At 38.3% G+C, this 19,089-nt stretch carries 20 protein-coding genes; 2 read left to right on the top strand and 18 right to left on the bottom strand.

What is annotated here, in order from left to right; translation table 11 throughout:
* Positions 1-162: 162 nt before the first annotated feature.
* From glyA to rpiB, 3 genes are all read right to left on the bottom strand, one after another.
* Positions 163-1,425: a serine hydroxymethyltransferase gene (gene glyA, locus HF990_RS12085; protein WP_016837245.1), complete on the bottom strand. Its 1,263-nt coding sequence runs from the start codon at positions 1,423-1,425 to the stop codon at positions 163-165.
* Between the two features lie 217 nt (positions 1,426-1,642).
* Positions 1,643-2,209: a TIGR01440 family protein gene (locus tag HF990_RS12080; protein ID WP_168412687.1), complete on the bottom strand. Its 567-nt coding sequence runs from the start codon at positions 2,207-2,209 to the stop codon at positions 1,643-1,645.
* 8 nt (positions 2,210-2,217) lie between these two features.
* A complete protein-coding gene (rpiB, locus tag HF990_RS12075; protein ID WP_016837247.1) occupies positions 2,218-2,655 on the bottom strand; it encodes a ribose 5-phosphate isomerase B in 438 nt (145 codons plus the stop codon).
* Positions 2,656-3,006: 351 nt separating this feature from the next.
* Between rpiB and HF990_RS12070 the strand changes: the two genes are divergently transcribed.
* Positions 3,007-3,591, top strand: a complete 585-nt coding sequence (locus HF990_RS12070) for a hypothetical protein (RefSeq protein WP_016837248.1) — start codon at positions 3,007-3,009, stop codon at positions 3,589-3,591.
* Positions 3,588-5,084 (top strand): IPT/TIG domain-containing protein, encoded by a 1,497-nt coding sequence (locus HF990_RS12065; protein WP_168412686.1) that lies wholly within the window; start codon positions 3,588-3,590, stop codon positions 5,082-5,084. The genes HF990_RS12070 and HF990_RS12065 overlap by 4 nt, the downstream gene beginning before the upstream one ends.
* Positions 5,085-5,432: 348 nt before the next feature.
* On the opposite strand, the gene HF990_RS15400 is transcribed toward HF990_RS12065, so the two are convergent.
* The 15 genes from HF990_RS15400 to HF990_RS11990 form a co-directional block, all read right to left on the bottom strand.
* Positions 5,433-5,525: a hypothetical protein gene (locus HF990_RS15400; RefSeq protein WP_409373619.1), complete on the bottom strand. Its 93-nt coding sequence runs from the start codon at positions 5,523-5,525 to the stop codon at positions 5,433-5,435.
* A gap of 178 nt (positions 5,526-5,703) precedes the next feature.
* Positions 5,704-6,999 carry a methyl-accepting chemotaxis protein gene (locus tag HF990_RS12055; protein WP_016837251.1) on the bottom strand — a complete coding sequence of 432 codons (1,296 nt, stop codon included), beginning with the start codon at positions 6,997-6,999 and terminating at the stop codon, positions 5,704-5,706.
* Complete coding sequence (locus tag HF990_RS12050) at positions 6,983-7,447, bottom strand: low molecular weight protein arginine phosphatase (protein WP_016837252.1); 465 nt, start codon at positions 7,445-7,447, stop codon at positions 6,983-6,985. The genes HF990_RS12055 and HF990_RS12050 overlap by 17 nt, the downstream gene beginning before the upstream one ends.
* Positions 7,448-7,469: 22 nt before the next feature.
* Positions 7,470-7,967, bottom strand: coding sequence for a manganese efflux pump MntP (locus HF990_RS12045; protein ID WP_016837253.1), 498 nt, complete (start codon positions 7,965-7,967; stop codon positions 7,470-7,472).
* A 119-nt stretch (positions 7,968-8,086) separates the two neighbouring features.
* On the bottom strand, positions 8,087-9,136 hold the full coding sequence (locus tag HF990_RS12040) for an L-threonylcarbamoyladenylate synthase (protein ID WP_016837254.1): 1,050 nt from the start codon (positions 9,134-9,136) through the stop codon (positions 8,087-8,089).
* A 156-nt stretch (positions 9,137-9,292) separates the two neighbouring features.
* Complete coding sequence (locus HF990_RS12035; RefSeq protein WP_016837255.1) at positions 9,293-9,886, bottom strand: stage II sporulation protein R; 594 nt, start codon at positions 9,884-9,886, stop codon at positions 9,293-9,295.
* Between the two features lie 45 nt (positions 9,887-9,931).
* Positions 9,932-10,795, bottom strand: coding sequence for a peptide chain release factor N(5)-glutamine methyltransferase (prmC, locus tag HF990_RS12030; protein WP_026018984.1), 864 nt, complete (start codon positions 10,793-10,795; stop codon positions 9,932-9,934).
* Positions 10,782-11,858 carry a peptide chain release factor 1 gene (gene prfA / locus HF990_RS12025; protein WP_016837257.1) on the bottom strand — a complete coding sequence of 359 codons (1,077 nt, stop codon included), beginning with the start codon at positions 11,856-11,858 and terminating at the stop codon, positions 10,782-10,784. The genes prmC and prfA overlap by 14 nt, the downstream gene beginning before the upstream one ends.
* A 473-nt stretch (positions 11,859-12,331) precedes the next feature.
* Positions 12,332-12,904, bottom strand: coding sequence for a thymidine kinase (locus tag HF990_RS12020; protein ID WP_168412685.1), 573 nt, complete (start codon positions 12,902-12,904; stop codon positions 12,332-12,334).
* 88 nt (positions 12,905-12,992) lie between these two features.
* Positions 12,993-13,193 carry a 50S ribosomal protein L31 gene (gene rpmE / locus HF990_RS12015; protein ID WP_016837259.1) on the bottom strand — a complete coding sequence of 67 codons (201 nt, stop codon included), beginning with the start codon at positions 13,191-13,193 and terminating at the stop codon, positions 12,993-12,995.
* 186 nt (positions 13,194-13,379) lie between these two features.
* Positions 13,380-14,657, bottom strand: coding sequence for a transcription termination factor Rho (gene rho, locus HF990_RS12010; protein ID WP_016837260.1), 1,278 nt, complete (start codon positions 14,655-14,657; stop codon positions 13,380-13,382).
* A gap of 126 nt (positions 14,658-14,783) precedes the next feature.
* Positions 14,784-15,746 carry a class II fructose-bisphosphatase gene (gene glpX, locus HF990_RS12005; RefSeq protein ID WP_016837261.1) on the bottom strand — a complete coding sequence of 321 codons (963 nt, stop codon included), beginning with the start codon at positions 15,744-15,746 and terminating at the stop codon, positions 14,784-14,786.
* Positions 15,747-15,936: 190 nt separating this feature from the next.
* On the bottom strand, positions 15,937-17,223 hold the full coding sequence (locus HF990_RS12000; protein ID WP_016837262.1) for a UDP-N-acetylglucosamine 1-carboxyvinyltransferase: 1,287 nt from the start codon (positions 17,221-17,223) through the stop codon (positions 15,937-15,939).
* A gap of 191 nt (positions 17,224-17,414) precedes the next feature.
* A complete protein-coding gene (gene fsa / locus HF990_RS11995) occupies positions 17,415-18,065 on the bottom strand; it encodes a fructose-6-phosphate aldolase (RefSeq protein ID WP_016837263.1) in 651 nt (216 codons plus the stop codon).
* A gap of 147 nt (positions 18,066-18,212) precedes the next feature.
* Positions 18,213-19,070, bottom strand: a complete 858-nt coding sequence (locus HF990_RS11990) for a class II fructose-bisphosphate aldolase (protein ID WP_016837264.1) — start codon at positions 19,068-19,070, stop codon at positions 18,213-18,215.
* Between the last annotated feature and the right edge of the window lie 19 nt (positions 19,071-19,089).

Raw genomic sequence — 19,089 nt, 5'->3', positions numbered from 1 at the left:
GCCGCTCGCTTCCTTCAGATTCCGCGTCACCACGGACACCCTTGCGTTAAGCTAACTGTTACTTCTGCCTTCACAGTTCGGGACTTACACCCTATAGATTACACCCATGCCAGGCGCACTAAAAAAATCCCGCTCAAACAGCTTGAGCGGGCATAAGAGGAATTATTCCCCTACTACTAAGTCTTCATAAATAGGATATTTATCTGTTAAAGCTTTAACACGTGCAAGTGCTTCCTCTTTTACAGCTTCATCTTCAGGGTTTTTCAATACTTTCGCAATGATTAAACCAACTTCTTTTGTGTCTTCTTCTTTAAAGCCACGTGTTGTAATTGCAGGCGTACCGATGCGAATACCAGAAGTAACGAATGGTTTTTCTTCATCGAATGGAATAGAGTTTTTATTTACTGTAATTTTTACTTCATCTAATAATTTTTCAGCTACTTTACCAGTTAGACCTACGGATTTAACATTTACAAGCAATAAGTGGTTGTCTGTTCCGCCTGAAACAATTTGTAATCCTTCAGAAATTAAAGTTTCCGCAAGAACTTGAGCATTTTTCTTAATTTGTTTTGCATATTCTTTGAATTCTGGTTTTAACGCTTCTCCAAATGCAACCGCTTTTGCAGCAATAACATGCATTAATGGTCCACCTTGAATTCCAGGGAATACTGCTTTATCGATTTTCTTTGCTAATTCTTCATCGTTTGTAAGTATTAACCCGCCGCGAGGACCACGTAATGTTTTGTGCGTTGTTGTAGTTGTGAAGTGAGCATATGGTACAGGAGACGGATGTTCACCAGCAGCAACAAGGCCAGCGATGTGAGCCATATCCACCATGAAATAAGCGCCAACTTCATCCGCAATCTCGCGGAATTTTTTGAAATCAATTTCTCTTGGATATGCTGAAGCTCCCGCAACAATCAATTTTGGTTTATGTTCTAATGCTTTTGCACGAACATCATCATAATCAATCACATTTGTATCTTTTGTTACGCCGTATTCAACGAAATTGTATTGAACACCAGAGAAGTTTACTGGTGAACCGTGTGTTAAGTGACCACCATGAGATAAATTCATCCCTAATACTGTATCGCCAGGTTGTAAAATTGTATAATACACCGCCATGTTTGCTTGAGCGCCAGAGTGTGGTTGAACATTGGCAAATTTTGCACCGAATAGTTCTTTGGCACGCTCGCGAGCGATCTCTTCTACTACATCCACATGTTCGCATCCACCGTAATAACGTTTACCTGGATAACCTTCTGCATATTTGTTTGTTAACACTGAACCTTGTGCTTCCATTACGGCTTCAGTCACGATATTTTCAGATGCAATTAATTCAATGTTTTCTTGTTGACGTTTCTTTTCATTTAAAATTGCTTCTAAAACTGCCTTGTCCTGTGCTGCTAGTTTTTCGTAAGCCATCAAAGATCCCCCTATTGTTATGTTTTTAAAATTAAGTGGGAAAAGGTTCCACTTATTATGCAACTAGTTTAAATAGAAGTTTTCCAACTGCTCGAAACTTTAAATTATTTTAACTATTCTTTCTGATTTAAATATAAAACAAATCACAGTTATTTTCACTATTATATAGGTACATTGAGTTATCGAAAATTATTAAAAAATCTATCAATTAAAATGATTAATGGCATGTTTTTCCTTCTTGCCGTTCATAAACTGCACGGCTACCACCGATGAGCTTTGGCCGAGTTTTTGCCGTAGTAACAATCGCTTCTCCGATTTGACGTACCGATGTGCGAACAGGAACGACTACTTCTTTTAAATGCATGCCAATGAAAGTTTGTCCTATGTCTATTCCTGCATGCGCGCGAACATGTTCTACGACGACTGGATTGTTCATTTTCGTATAAGCGTATGCACTCATCGATCCTCCAGCAGTCGCAACAGGAATTACAGAGACTGGCTCTAGGCCATACTTCACCGCCGCTTCGTGTTCTAATGTTAATGCGCGGTTAATGTGCTCACATCCTTGAAAAACAAGATAAATATGATGTTTCTTCGCAAATTCATCCAATGCTTCATATAGCACTTGAGCAATTTCCATAGAGCCAGCAGTTCCTATTTTAGAACCTTTTACTTCTGATGTAGAGCAGCCTACGACAAATAACTGTCCAGGCATCATTTCAACTTGCTCTTCAAACTCTTTCAATAGCTGTATTATTTGATTCCGAATGGTTTCTAGAGCCATTGGACGACTCACCCTTCAAGTTCAGTAATTTTATTTACACGACGTTCATGACGACCGCCTTCAAAATCAGTATTCAACCATGTTTTTACGATTTCTCGCGCAAGACCTGGACCAATGACTCTTTCTCCCATTGCAAGTACATTTGAGTCATTGTGACATCTCGTAGCTTTGGCACTAAATACATCGTGAACTAGTGCGCATCGAACACCTTTTACTTTATTGGCAACGATGGACATACCAATTCCCGTTCCACAAATTAAAATACCTCGGTCGTACTTTCCGCTTGCTACTCCTTCCGCCACTGGAAGAGCATAGTCTGGATAATCAACCGATTCAGATATTTTTGGACCAAAATCTTCATATTCAATATTCATCTCGTCTAACAGATCCATGATTTCTTTGCGTAAATTCATGCCACCATGGTCTGATGAAATTGCTACTTTCACCTGTTTACCTCCTAAAGCTTATTTACCAACAGTGTACCACTAATTATAAAAGATTAACACGGATTTTCACATCCTTTTCAGCCTATTTTTTTGTGAAAATACGAATATTTTTTCACCAAACATAAAAAATTGTTCATTTTTCATACAAAATCTTATCAAATTTCCCTTTTTTCTTTAAATTATTCGGAAATTTTCTTTATACCAAATAGTTCTTAAATCCTTTCACCTATCGTACTATTTCCATATACAGGATCGATAATTCTTGATTTTTCCACTTTTACTGTAATATGACGTTCATATCTTCCATTTTATTGGAAGAAAATATAAAACTTAAAGGGGGATTTGTTGTTAATGATAGCTGGGGGAAAGTGGTTTGTAGGGGTTTTATTTGCTGCACTTCTCGTTACAGGCTGTAGCGGAGGAAATTCAAAATCAGAGGAAAATAGCAACAAATTAAGTGAAACAACCGAAGAAAATTCTATTGTTGTACTTGGTGACACAATTAATTCTCACCTACAGGCTGATGCAGTTTGTGTAGTAGATAGCCGATTTGAACGAGGACATACGATTGTATTCCGTGCAAATGTTGTTGACCAAACTACCAATGAAACAGTAGAAAACGCGAAAGTCAAAGTGGTTTTAGCAACTGGGGATGAGTACGAAATGAAGCTTGGACCGCACGGACAAGAAGGAACTCTCCTTTATACAGTAAGTTGGACAGTACCAGATGACTTCCCTACTGGAACTTTAGATTACAAGATTGTTGCGGAAGTGGACGGAAAAGAATTTTTCTATGAACCATTCAATGTTTCATTATCTAAATTAACGATTCTTGAAAAGGGTGAGGAAGCGAGAATGTTATTGGAGACACAAACACCAGAAGAAGATTCATCTGAAGAAACGGCACCTTCTGAAGGTGAGGAATCTGCTTCATGATGAATAGAAATCGGTTCATCACACTACTATTATTGATCGCAATCATGGCAGGCTGTACTGTTACTAGTCAAGAATCTGAAAAAACAAATGATGAAGCTAGAAATGAGTCTGAACAAAATGCTTCCGAACAAAAAGATATGAATTTAATAGGAAAAGTGTCATTAAGTCAAAATAGCGGCCGTATTGGAGATGAAGTTACTCTTACCGTTGAATCATTAAAGCCTGATACACCATTAAAAGTCGTATGGGTAGATATGATTGGTTCATATCAGATAGAAGATAATTATTCTTTTATCGGAGCCGCTTATGAACCGGTGGAAAAAATTGTATCAGAAGGAACAACCGATACTTCTGGTCAATGGAAAGGAACTTTTTCTATTCCAAATGGATTTGGCGATGACCACGATATTCTCATCTATCAAGAAGATGAAGTTGTCGCAAAAGCCAATTTCTTTGTTGAAACGGTGTTTACGATGAGCCCAACTTCTGGCCCTCCTGGAACGGAAGTGATTATAAAAGGAGAAGGCTTAAGTTGGAAAATGTTCGGTAGTTTATGGCACGTAAACTGGGATAATAAGTATACAGGTATGATTACAGCGATTACAACTAACGGTAAAGCGGAAGCCGTATTCCGAGCTACAGGGAAAAAGGGGCTTCACAGCATCACAGTTGAAAGCGGAGCAAGTGGATTCCCTTATTTGAGCCGAAGCAGTTCCGCCATTAACTATATCGATACCCATTATTTCACTTTTGAAATTACAGACGATAAACCAATTACAACTGAGTCTTATGTGGAAGAGGCTCCAAAAGCAGCAGATGGCGGAATCAAGATGCCTACACCGAAAAATAAAGATGGCGTGACAGTAACACTGAATCATTCTGAAGGTACAGTAGGCGAACCTGTTGTATTAACTGCTTCTGGATTACCAAAAAATGAAAAAGTGAAGTTTGATTGGCATACAATGGTCGGTACTCGTGTTACGGCAGAGGGATATGGCCCAGAAATTTTTGACTTGGGAGAAGCAACGACTGATGACAAAGGAACTGTAACTTATGAATTTGTAATTCCTGATGATTTAGGTGGGCTTCCGCATTTAATAGATGTCAAAGTGGGAGATGAAGTCTACGGTCAAACATATTTAAGAATTTTACCTTCCCTTGTGTCAGTTTCTCCTTCATCCGGACCCGTTGGCACTGAGTTTGTGATAACAATCAAAGGTTCTGGTTGGACTGAATTCGATAATGCATTAGCGGTTTTATATAACAACAGTTATGTTGGATATATTTGTGGATTTAATACGCAAGGTACAGTGAAAGTAAAATTAGTTGCAACTGGTGATCCAGGGTATCAATTCATCGATATCTATCCATCCATTTATAAAGGACAACAAACGCAACCGACATATTATTTAAGACCGATGTTAACCTATCGAGATGATCATCCAGGGACGGGTATTCCAGCAATTCGAGCGATGTTTGAGATCACAGAATGATCTTTGTATGGCACGCAAAGCTATGATGAAAAGAGCTGTTTAGGAAGTAAAAACCCTTTCTAAACAGCCTTTAATTTTTGATTGGCGGTGGATTAGTTCTTTAATTTCTCAGGTACGCTTCCATTTTATTTCACTATGGCGTATATCCCACGCTACATAAGCCCACATTTTGAACTCATGAATTAATTTCAGCAATTTCACTCCCAAAATAAAAAACCCGAACGTCATCATTTTCCGTTCGAGTTTTGTGTCAAATGCTTGTCCTACTTTAATGTCAATAAATATTCAGCTACCTCTTCTTCCTTGCCGTTTGCAGTACCAGGTGGCATTGATTTTCGGCCTTTTAATCTAATCTTTTGATAATGAGAGATTATGTAAATTTGGATCAAAATTACCTGAAAAATCAATTCCGTGGCAACCCGTACAACTTGATTTTACAATCTTTTCACCCTTAGCAGTAAGAGTACTATTTATTGATTCTTCTGATGCGTTTCAGTTGATTCATTACCCACTGCATGCACTGAGTCCCAAGATTAATTCGATGATGCCCCCTTTTGCATCGTTTCTAATATATCTCCCTAGAAAAGTTCCTATAAAGATATCCCCAGTTTCATAGAAATTAGTTTGAACGATCGAATTGTTGAATGAATCTGTATAATTGCTCAGACTGTTGTTTTAATTCTTGGGAAAGTTTTTCTACTTGCTCTAAACTTACAGCTTGTTCATCTGTTGAACCTTTCACTTCTGTAGCACCAGCAGATGTTTCTTCTGCAATCGCTGCAACTTCTTGGGATTGACGAGCAGTCGTTTCAATATTTTCCATTTGTTTCTCAATTAATTGTGAAATTTGAATAACAGCATCTGCCATTTCGCGTACGCTAGTTGACATTTGCTCAACAATCGCTGTTGCTTCTGTAATTTTCGTTGATTCTTTTTTCGCGAATGATACTTGTTCATTCATTTGTCTTACAACGACATGCACGTTTTCTTGCATAGTTTTAATTAAATCTGCAATTCCTTGTACTGCCTTCGCACTTTCATCTGCAAGATTACGCACTTCTTCAGCTACAACAGCAAAACCTTTTCCATGCTCACCAGCTCTCGCTGCCTCAATTGATGCATTCAGTGCAAGCAAGTTTGTTTGTGCGGCAATGTCACCAACAAGACTAATGATGTTCCCAATTTGCTCAGCATTTTTTTCCAATTGATGAATGCTCTCAAGTGCTTTTTCATTTCCTAACGTAATTTTTTGAATGCTTTCAATCAAGTTGTTAAAAGCACTCGAAGTAATTTTTAAGTTTTCGATAATTTGCAAAGATTCTTCTCTTGAGTTCAATGCTTTTCGATTTACTTCCGAAGCCAATTGTCTCACATCTTCAATGGCTTCAACTGTTTCTTGAACCGCAATTGCAGAAGCTTCTGCCCCCGCTGAAATTTGTCCAACGGTTTCAGCAATACCCTCTGCTTTTCTTGTAGCTCTCGTTGTTTGCTCGGATAGTTCAATAATGGTTTCATTCGTTTTTTGGAAGTTTACATCAATGCTTTCAACCATTTGACGTAAATTTTGCAACATCAGTTGGAAAGCTTCTGCCACTGAACGAATTTCGTCATGAGTTTTTGGCATTTCCACATCTTGCCCAATTTTACCTTCCGCTACTCTCGTTGCTGTTTTCTCAAGTTTTTCAAGCGGTTTCGTCAATACAACGCTACATACGGCAGCTAAAATACATGACCAAGTAATACCTAGTAAGTATGTAATAATCTCAAAGATAAGTTTGTTTGAAAATATGCTAAATTGCGAGAAAAAGTAAGGATGTAAAAAGCGGATGAATACAAAGCTTGTTGAATAAGTGACAATGGCTAAAACTCCAACAAATAGAACAAGCTTCCAGCGAATACTAAATGTTTTCTTCATCTTCTTTACCACCTCCAGTTATTTTGTTCACTAATTCCTCAATGAGTCGATTTAATTCTTCATATGTGTTTTTATATGTGTTCAAATCACCACCATAAGGATCGGATACATCCAAAGAACTATATGGTGTTACATATTCTTTAAGAGTATAAGTTTTTCCTCTTGCTTGTTCATAAAATTGTAGAATCATATCGCGGTGAGCGGCTGTCATCGTTAAAATTAAATCTGCCCATGCAATATCTTCTTCATTTACTTGTCTTGTTGTGTGATGAAATTGAATATTTTCTTGCTCTAAAACGCTTTTAGAATGTTCTGATATCTTCCCTCCTTCTAGTGCGTATATCCCTGCTGACTTCACTTGGATGCCATCGATATTTTTGTGCTTTAAGATGGCTTCTGCCATCGGACTTCTACATGTATTTCCTGTACAAACAAAATAAATATTCATGGTACCCTCTCACTCTTCCTTATTACTGATCCCATAATGTATATACACTTATTGTAATCAAAGATAAGCCCGCAATCCATTTAAATGGCGTACCTTTAAATAAAATGCCAGCTTTTGCTATATGTAATGCTATATATGATAGGATAAAAGTCCATATTCCTGCACTTAGTATAAAGTAATACTTTTGTAAGTTAAGCATACCAAAAGAAATGCTCACTGAAAAGGTGTCTAAACTTGCTGTAATGGCTAATAATCCAATCGGAAGAGTGCGATGTCCATTTTTTGAGGATAAAATAATTTGTAATCCGATAAAAAATAAAAGAATGCTAGATACAATATTGGACCATTGCATAAAAATCTGAAGCATCCAATTTCCTAAAGTAAATCCGATGACTGGAAAAATCATATGAAGAATGGCTGTCCACATAGAAAGTAAAAAACGGCTTTTTACATCTGTAATTAATAAATAGAGTGCTACCACATCAAGTGAAACAATAAGACCCGAAAAAATTTCTTGCAATCAGCGTCCTCTTTTCTCCCAGAAAGATTTATACCATCTTATGAATTAGAAGACACAAATATTAAGGGAGCCAGGCACTTTTCAGGAGGTGCCTGGCTCTTCTATGATTGTCTCAATTTTCAAGTAGTGGTGCTAGGTGTTCCATACCATTTTCCTCCAGCAGCTTTGTGGAGGCGATTCATAATTGCTGCGCCAACTCCTTCAGTTGTAGTGGTTGTTGCTAATATGATTGAAGCATCCGTTTTATCACACGCACGGAGATCGTCGTATAATTTCGCCGCCATTTGCTCTTTATCTTCCTCTTCACCATACGGGAAAAAATAGTCCGCTGTTGTTGATGAAAAGTTAGATGGAGCAAGGAGAGCCACTTTATGTCCTTCTCGTTTCAATTCGTCAATGGCTCGTTCGATTCGCTCTCGATTATTTTCAATTAAATAAACAGGTGCATCTGGGGCATAATGGGTATACTTCATGCCAGGAGCTTTCGGAGTGGATTCAAGTTGCTGTTCTTTTGGCGTCGGTTCAATAACTTCACCGATTTCCTTCTCTATCATCTCCTTCGTTACACCACCTGGACGTAAAATAACTGGTGGATTTACCGTTACATCTATTACCGTTGATTCAATACCGATTCCAGTAGTGCCACCGTCCAAAATTAATGGGATTCGTCCTTGTAAATCTTCATAAACGTGCTCTGCTTTTGTAGGACTCGGCTTTCCGCTGCGGTTTGCACTAGGAGCTGCTACCGGTTTTTTCAACATTCTAAGCAAAGTCAATGCCACTTCATGATCTGGCATGCGAAGTCCAACCGTTGATAAGCCTGCTGTCACGCTTTTAGCAAGTACGTCTTTTTTTGCTTTCATAATTAAAGTGAGTGGACCAGGCCAAAAACGTTCCATTAAAGTTTTTGCCTTTTCTGGAATCTCTTCCACAAAATCCGTCACTTCTTCAACCGTTCCAATATGTACAATGAGGGGATTATCGGATGGGCGCCCTTTTGCTTCATAAATTTTTTTCACAGCTTCATCGTTTGTTGCCACTGCTCCAAGACCGTATACGGTTTCAGTTGGAAAAGCAACAACTTCCCCTTGATTTAATAAATCCACAGCTTGTGAATAAATTTTTTCTTTGTCCACGTTTTTATCCACAGTTAGTTGGATTGTTTCCATGTATGTCATCTCCTGAAAAAACTGAATTTCTGAAATATTATCCACATTTTGTGGATAGTTTTGTGCAAAATGTGTATAACTTTTCTGAAAATAGTGGAAAACCATGTCGAAATTTTTCTATTGGGTACCCAAAATCAAACTCGTATGTGTATAACTTTAAGCAAACAACTTTTTTAGCCATTCCCACACAATGAAACGAACTTCTTTTTGCTCTTCTTCTTGTTTCACTTCTTCTTTTTCGCTTGGACGTTCGCACAAATTAGAAAAAATACTGCACCAGAAGTTGTCCCCGCGTCCTGCACCAATCGTTAATACTAATGTATCGTAATACGCTTGTGGATAAAAAGTATTCCCTTCGATTTTTGGTGGCGTTAAATGTTCACCGATATTAATTTTTACATCGTATTGTGAATAATTTTGCTGAACATATGTGGCTAATTTTGCGAAAGCTTCATCATTATCCACATTGTTATATTCATTGTGTAAAATTTCTGCAAAGATCGGCTGTAGATTTGCAACCATCTCATTTTTTAATTGTTGATCGGCCTTTGTGTTGCTGTTTGCAATGACGCGGATTTTTAATGAATCATCTAGCATGTTTTCTCGAGCTTCATAGAATTTTTCTACCATATCTGGAACCATTAATAGAAAACAATATACAGCTAAACTAGAAGCAATTAATTTTAAAATACTGATTATCGGCTGAATTGGGTCTTTTTCATTTCTTATAATCTCGTAATCATTTAACATAATTCAATCCCTCCCTGCCATCATAATGGACAGGAAGGAAGATTTTTATACATCGATTATACAAAAAACAAATCTATTTTTTTTGTTAATATCTTTTACTATTTCTACTTTAGCTTGTGGAAAACTTGATTTTAAAAGATTTGCCACCGCTTCTCCTTGTCTGTATCCGATTTCTACTCCCACCAAAGCTCGTTTATTTAATAAGTTTGGTAGTGATTGAGCTAATCGCTTGTAAAACTCGAGCCCATTATCCTTTGCAAAGAGCGCAAGATGCGGTTCGTGATCCAATACAACATCAGACATTTCTTCTGCTTCTTGATAGGCGATGTATGGTGGATTCGATAAAATCACATCCCATTTTTCATTTGCGATTGGTTCTGTTAAATCGCCTAAGCGAAAATCAATAGCTGCCTGCAAATTTTCTGCATTGCTTTTAGCAGTATTAAGGGCTGCCTCTGAAATATCCGTAGCTGACACTTTTGCGTTTGGCCATTCAAGCTTCATCGTAATCGCAATAATGCCGCTGCCTGTACCGATGTCTGCAATGTTTAGTTCCTTATTTTCACCGAAAAGTTGTTTCATGCGGTCAATGGCTCCGACAATCAATTCTTCCGTTTCAGGACGTGGAATTAATACAGATTCATCTACATGAAAGGTTCTTCCATAAAATTCTTCTATCCCCGTAATATATTGAACCGGTCTCCCATTCGCATGTTGCTCCACCATTTGTTGGTATTGTTCCAGCTTTTGTTGTGGCATTTCTTCGTGCATGCGCATCATGAGCCCTGAGTAATTTGTTTCGTATAAATATTGCAATAAAATTCTTGCAGCATTTTCGTCACGACCATGTTCCGTTAAAAAAGAAGAAGCCCAATGGAGGGCCTCAAACACAGTATTATGCTTCTTCATTTAGCTGAGCTAGTTTGGAAGCTTGTTCGTCCATGATGAGTGCATCAATGATTTCATCAAGCTTCCCTTCCATTACTTGATCTAGTTTTTGAATGGTTAAACCGATACGATGGTCAGTGACGCGGTTTTGCGGATAGTTGTACGTGCGAATGCGCTCTGAACGGTCTCCTGTACCAACAGCAGATTTTCTCGCTGCATCTAATTCTTGTTGCTTTTCTCGGTTGTATAAATCTGCTACACGCGCACGAAGAATTCTTAACGCTTTTTCACGGTTTTTAATTTGGGAGCGTTCATCTTGCATAGAAACGACAATCCCAGTTGGAATATGCGTCATACGAACAGCAGACATTGTTGTGTTAACGGATTGTCCACCTGCTCCGGATGATGCGAAAGTATCAACGCGGATATCTTTTTCATGGATTTCTACTTCCACTTCTTCCACTTCCGGCAGAACGGCAACAGTTGCTGTAGATGTATGAATACGACCTTGGGATTCTGTTTGTGGTACCCGTTGTACGCGGTGAGCACCGTTTTCGAATTTAAATTTCGAATAAGCGCCATGACCATTAATCATAAAGATAATTTCTTTATATCCACCACTTGGGCTTGGAGAAGCTTCCATCACTTCTACTTTCCATCCTTGAGATTCAGCGTAACGAGTATACATGCGGAATAAGTCCCCAGCGAAAATGTTTGCTTCGTCCCCACCAGCTGCTCCGCGAATTTCCATAATAACGTTTTTGTCATCATTCGGGTCTTTAGGAATTAGCAGAATTTTTAATTGCTGTTCAAGGTCTTCGATTTTCCCTTTTAAAGTGTTGAACTCTTCTTTCACCAGTTCATGCATCTCTGGATCGAGTTTTTCTTCAAGCATTTCTCTTGCTTCTTCTAATTCAGCTTTTGTTTTTTTATATTCTCTGTATACTTCAACCGTTTCTTGTATGTCTGATTGTTCTTTTGAGTATTGGCGAAGTTTTTTGGCATCGTTTACGATGTCAGGATCGCTGAGTAATTCGTTTAATTTTTCGTAGCGATCTTCCACTGCTTGCAGTTTATCAAACATGTAGTTCACCTCTATTTTTGTTCGGTTTATATGAAAGAGTGTTGTGCTTTGTAATTTCTTAGACTTTATTAGTATAAAGAAAATGCAAGTGATGTGCTACTAGTTCATCAATTTTTGGAAAGTGATACTTTCTTGTGCAAATGGATGCAATGCCTGGGTAATTGGTGCTTGCTCATGAGAATAGGAAATTCCCACTGATTAATCCTCTGCTCGTGAGGATAGCACTACCACTTGTGTGGATAACTCCCTTGCTCGTGCGGATACATTCCCACTTGTGTGGATAACATCCGCGCTCGTGCGGATGAATCCTCGGCTTGTGTGGATAATACTCCAGCTTGTGCAGATAGACCCTTGGCTTGCGCGGATAGCACTCCACTTGTGTGGATAACACCCTGGCTCGTGCGGATAGTACAACTGCTTGTGTAGGTACTACCTTATCCCTGTTAACACCCTAACATCATTGCTTCAATTAATCACAATGGCGGATTGGCATGGCATTTACGGCAGACAGGATAATATGTATCATTACCACCAATTTGTATTTGTTCACCAACGTAAATCGGTTTTCCATTTTCATCAATCCGCAAATTCATTGTTGCTTTTTTATGGCAGAACCAACAAATTGTTTTCATTTCTTCAATTTTATCCGCGTAAATTAACATATATTTGCTACCTTCAAACAACTCATTTTGAAAGTCGTTTTTTAAACCGAAGCCCATCACCGGAATATCTAATACATCCACAATTTTCGTTAATTGTAATACATGTTCCTTCTTTAAAAATTGCACTTCATCAACAAGAATGCAAAATAATTTTTCCGGATGGTTTTTCACGATTTCAAAAATGTTTGTATCGTCAAAAATAGGAATAGCTTTTCTGCGTAATCCAATGCGACTTGAAACGTATCCGACTTCATCCCGATTATCAATTCCAGACGTAAACATTAATACCGGTTTATTCTGCTCTTCATAATTATGTGCAACTTTTAAAATTTCAATTGATTTTCCGCTGTTCATTGCACCATATTTAAAAAATAGTTGAGCCATCGTTCTCCCTCTTTTTTACTACTAGGTGGTATGTAGAAATACTATCAAAAAAATGCCTGCCATTTTGTTGGCAGGCATTTTATGCTTCCTATTTGAGACCGTATTTTTTGTTGAAACGATCCACACGACCATCTGCAGCCGCGAATTTTTGACGTCCAGTGTAGAATGGGTGACATTCGTTGCAAACCTCAACGCGAATGTCAGCTTTCACTGAACCTGTTTGGAATGTGTTACCACATGAGCAAGTAACTGTTGCAGTGTAGTACTCTGGATGAATTCCTTGTTTCATATTCGTTTACTCCTCCCGCCCTGAACCATTCTGGAACAGAGTTATTTATCGTACTGTGCCTTACGTAACCCGAATATGCCAGTTACATATGCACACGTTACATACTCGACTATATTATCATACTACTTTTGAATATTCAAGGTAAAGTATAAATGAATTTAAAATAGAAATCAAAGGATTAATCCTTTATAAAAGACCTCTACCTTTTGCTTTTTTCATTTCTTCGTTTAAAATTTCAAAAAACTCTTCGTTAGATTCTGTTGAACGAAGTTTTTTCAAGAAACGTTCTGTAAAGTCTGGAGCATCGGTAAAGGTTTTTCGAATTGCCCATAGTTTATCTAATTGCTCTTGCGGAATTAACAATTCTTCTTTCCTTGTGCCGGATCGACGAATATCGAGTGCCGGGAAAATTCGGCGTTCTGCAAGATTACGATCTAAATGCAACTCCAAGTTACCTGTCCCTTTAAACTCCTCGTAAATTACTTCGTCCATACGCGACCCCGTATCGATTAAAGCAGTCGCTAATATTGTTAAACTGCCGCCCTCTTCAATATTTCGCGCTGACCCAAAGAAGCGTTTTGGTCGATGGAATGCCGCAGGGTCAATACCACCGGATAATGTTCTTCCACTTGGCGGAATTACTAAGTTGTAAGCGCGTGCAAGTCTTGTGATAGAATCCATTAAAATAATTACATCTCGCTTATGTTCAACGAGGCGACGTGCACGTTCCAATACTAATTCTGCAACTTTCACATGGTTTTCTGGTAATTCATCAAATGTCGAACTAACGACATCTGCTTTAACAGAGCGTTCAATATCAGTTACTTCTTCTGGACGTTCATCAATTAATAATACAATTAGTTCAGCTTGCGGATAGTTTGTAGTGATAGCATTAGCAATTTCTTTTAACAATGTAGTTTTACCAGCTTTTGGTGGCGCCACAATTAATCCTCGTTGTCCAAATCCAACGGGAGCAACTAAATCCATTATTCTTGTCGATAATTTATCAGGTGTTGTTTCGAGTTTGATTTGTCGATTAGGGTAGAGTGGAGTTAGAGCTGGGAAGTGAACGCGTTCTTTCGCAATTTCCGGGTCTTCTCCGTTAACCGCGTCTACTTGAAGTAATCCGTAATATCGTTCGTTTTCTTTTGGTGGGCGTACTTTACCAGAAACTTTATCACCATTTCGAAGGTCAAAACGGCGAATTTGAGATGCAGAAATATAAATGTCTTCTTTGGAAGGTGAATAGTTAATCGGTCGCAGGAAGCCAAACCCTTCAGAATTGACAATTTCTAATATCCCTTCCATAAAGAAGTATCCTTCTTGTTCTGAACGAGATTTTAATATGGCAAATATCAATTCTTTTTTTGTTAATTTGCTATAATAAGAAATCTTATATTCCCTTGCGAGATTATATAATTCTTTCAATGTCATGTTTTCTAATTGAGCAATCGTAAGAGTCATAGCATTACTCCAGTCTTTATAAATTTTTAATGTCTATGGAAAATTACTAGTGGATTTAGAAGGTAGAAGATGTCTGATGCATACCTTTAATATACTATCAGACATCTTAATATGGGAAGAATTTATTTATTTTTCGTAATTTGGCTTTTTAATCATATTGTGGCGACCTTCAATGAAACGAACTGTACCTGTTTTTGCACGCATAACAAGTGAGTTTGTTAAGCAATATTCCCCTTTATATTGAACGCCTCTTAATAGTTCACTATCTGTCACTGCTGTTGCAGCAAAAATAGCGTCATCACCTTTTACAAGGTCATCTAAGTACAACACTTTGGAAACATCTAATCCCATGCTAATACAACGTTTCAATTCATCATCGTTTTGTGGGACTAATCGCCCTTGGAAATCTCCGCCTAAACATTTTAATGCTACAGCGGATATCACGCCTTCTGGTGCTCCTCCAGTACCGAACATGATGTCGATACCCGTTTCATCGAATGCTGTGCTAATTGCAGCACTCACGTCACCATCTTGAATGAATTTAATGCGGGCTCCAGCAGCACGAATTTCATCTACGATATGTTGGTGGCGAGGTCTATCAAGTAAAATTGCAACGACGTCAGAAATTGATTTATTTTTTGCTTCTGCTACGGCCCTTAAATTTTCTGTGACAGAAGCGTTTATGTCAACTTTCCCTTTACTTTCAGGACCGACCGCAATTTTTTCCATATACATATCTGGTGCATTTAATAAATTTCCTCGGTCCGCAATGGCAACGACCGTCATTGCCCCATTTCCACCTTTAGCAACAATGTTTGTTCCTTCTAAAGGGTCTACGGCAATATCCACTTCAGGACCGCCATTGCGAAGGCCTAGTTCTTCACCAATATACAGCATTGGTGCTTCATCCATTTCACCTTCACCAATCACAACTCTACCGTGCATAGGGATTGTATCAAACAAAGCACGCATTGCTGAAGTAGCTGCTTGATCTGCTTCATTTTTCAGACCGCGCCCCATCCATTTGGCAGATGCAATTGCTGCTGCTTCAGTGACGCGAACTATTTCCATCGTTAAACTACGTTCCATTATTTTATTTTCCTCCTGCTACAAGTACGAAAACTTCCATATACCATTGTACCATAATTGTAAACTGCCCACCACCTAGTTGGAGTGTGGGCATTTAACCTTTACTTGTATCAACATTTACGAGAAAATTCGTCTCTCCCCTAGGCTAACAATTAAATTTTTTCAGGTGAGAGACTTCTTACGGTCATGTTTAAATTTTCTCAACTCTTTCAACAGTGCTTACCGTTATTGATTCTTTGCGTATATTTGCTCCGAGACTGCGCAATTTCTCAATAAAATTACTGTATCCTCTTTCAATATGATAAATATCTCGGATTTCTGTTTCTCCTTCTGCTAATAAACCAGCCAGCACTAAAGCTGCACCTGCTCGAAGATCTGTTGCAGTCACCTTTGAACCGTGCAATTTTGTTGGTCCTTGAATGATTGCCGTATTTCCTTCTACTCGAACATTTGCGTTCATTCGTCTTAATTCATCAATATGTTTAAAACGAGAAGTATAAATGGTTTCCGTTATTTTTGAGGCACCGATTGCTTGTGTCATCAATACAGAGAGTGGTTGCTGAACATCAGTGGGAAATCCCGGATATACAAGTGTTTTTACGTCTACCGCTTGCAATTCATCCGATTTTGGAATAAAGATGCTCTCTTCTCCTTCTTCCACTCTTACTCCCATTTCACGCAATTTTGCTGTTACCGCTTCTAGATGGAGCGGAATGATGTTATCAATCGTGACTCCATCTCCTAACGCAGCCGCCATAATCATATAAGTGGCTGCTTCAATACGGTCTGGAATAATCACATGCTTCGTACCATGAAGTTCATCGACACCTTCAATACGGATGACACTTGTTCCAGCTCCTTTAATGTTTGCACCCATGTTCGTCAAAAGTGTGGCAACATCAATAATTTCTGGTTCTTTCGCAGCATTCTCGATAATCGTTCTGCCTTTCGCTCGAACAGCTGCAAGCATAATGTTAATCGTCGCACCAACGCTCGCAACGTCCAAATAAATTTTCGTACCAATTAATTCTTCTGCTCTTAAATAAATTGCGCCGTGTTCATTTGTCACTTTCGCCCCTAATGCTTCAAACCCTTTTATATGTTGATCGATTGGGCGCGGTCCTAAAAAGCATCCCCCAGGAAGACCGATGACAGCTTTTTTAAACCGACCTAGCATCGCTCCCATGAGGTAATAGGAAGCACGAAGTTTTTTCACATTGCCATTAGGTAATGGAATCGGCGTCATATTTGTAGGGTCAATCGTCATTTGTCCATTTTCGAAAATAACTTCTCCACCTATTTCCTCAAGTAGAGCTTTCAACGTGAAAGCATCTGAAATTTCGGGAATCCCACCGATTGTCACCGGAGAATTAGCTAGGATTGACGCGGGTATTAACGCAACAGCACTATTTTTGGCTCCACTGACTTTGACTGTTCCTTTAAGACGATTTCCGCCAATAATTTTATATACATCCATAAGCGTTCTCCCTCGTGATTGGAAAGTTTCCTTTATTATGGTCTTTTTTCCGCTTAACTACGCATTTTTAAAATAAATTCATTTGTAATATTTAGTTTATTTCTACATCACAAAAATTGAGATAACAATTTTGTCTTTTCTTTATTCTTTTCTGATAATGGAACAAACTAAACTACATCCTGGGAATTATATTATTTATTACTACGTTTTTCCCAGTCAGCTAAAAATGCTTCAATTCCTTTATCCGTTAATGGATGATGAAACAGTTGTTTTAGCACTTTAAATGGCACTGTGGCAATATCCGCACCAGCTAAAGCAGCCTCTACTACATGTTGCGGATGGCGAATGGACGCAGCAATGATTTCCGTTTCAATTTGATGAATATCAAAGATTTCTGCAATTTGCGCCACTAGTTGTACACCATTTTGTCCGATATCATCTAATCGACCTAAGAAGGGAGATACGTATGTGGCACCAGCACGAGCAGCTAGAAGGGCTTGGTTGGCACTAAATATTAAAGTGACATTTGTTTTGATGCCTTTTTCTGAAAAATATTTACATGCTTTTAATCCTTCTGGTGTCATCGGTAATTTCACTGTAATATTCGGAGCAATTTTTGATAATTCTAGTCCTTCTTTAATCATTCCTTCTGCATCTAGCGAAATCACTTCTCCACTAACAGATCCGTCAACGAGTTCCGCTATTTCACGTAGTCTGTCATGGAAAGAGATTCCTTCTTCTTTTGCAACTAATGAAGGATTCGTCGTTACTCCTGAAAGAATCCCCCAAGAGTGCGCTTCTTTTATTTCATCGAAGTTCGCTGTATCAATAAAAAATTTCATGATAGCCCTCCCCAATTTCATTAAAAATGAAGAGAAGGTCGTACGCTCGACACTTCTCCTTGTATTGTTTTCGAAGTGATATTTTTGTTATTAAAAACTATACTAGACACTTATTGTTAAAAAATAAACGATTATTTTGAACTATTTTTATGCTTTGTTTGAGCTTCCAAATTCACGAATTTTTCCGATTACTGTTTCTTTAATTGCTTCACGAGCTGGACCTAAGTATTTTCTTGGGTCATAAAGGTTCGCATCTTTTTCTAGAATTTCACGAACAACTCTTGTTGCTGCAATTTGGTTTTCAGTATTTACGTTAATTTTTGCTGTACCTAATGAAATTGCACGTTGAATATCTTTTGTTGGGATTCCAGTTCCGCCGTGAAGTACGAGTGGAAGGCCTGTTAATTGAGAAATTTCCTCCATCTCTTTGAAGCCAAGTTTTGGTTCGCCTTTATACGGACCATGAACAGAACCAAGTGCTGGAGCTAAGCAATCAATGTCAGTCAACTCCGCTAATTGTTTACATTCTTGCGGATCAGCATAAATAATACCTTCTCCAACGACATCATCTTCTTGTCCGCCTACGATACCAAGTTCCGCTTCTACAGAAACACCTTTTGAGTGTGCATATTCAACAACTTTTTTTGTAATTTCTACGTTTTCTTCAAATGGTTTGTGGGATGCATCAATCATAACAGAAGTGAAGCCAGCATCTACTGCCTCTTTACATTTTTCAAAGCTGGAGCCGTGGTCTAAGTGGATGGCAACAGGAACTGTAATGTTGTAGCTTTCCATTAAGCCTTTCACCATGTGTACAACAGCAACGAATCCGCCCATATATTTTCCGGCACCTTCAGAAACGCCAAGAATTACCGGTGATTTTTCTTCTTCAGCAGCTTGTAAAATGGCTTGTGTAAATTCTAAGTTGTTAATATTAAATTGACCAACCGCATATTTTCCTTCTTTCGCTTTAATCAACATTTCTTTCATCGATACTAATGGCATTATACAAATCCTCCTCAGG

This window comes from Ureibacillus thermosphaericus (assembly GCF_012396605.1).
Classification (GTDB): Bacteria; Bacillota; Bacilli; order Bacillales_A; family Planococcaceae; genus Ureibacillus; species Ureibacillus thermosphaericus.
The sequence above is the reverse complement of the archived record's forward strand: the minus strand, read 5'-3'. Positions and strand labels throughout refer to the sequence as shown.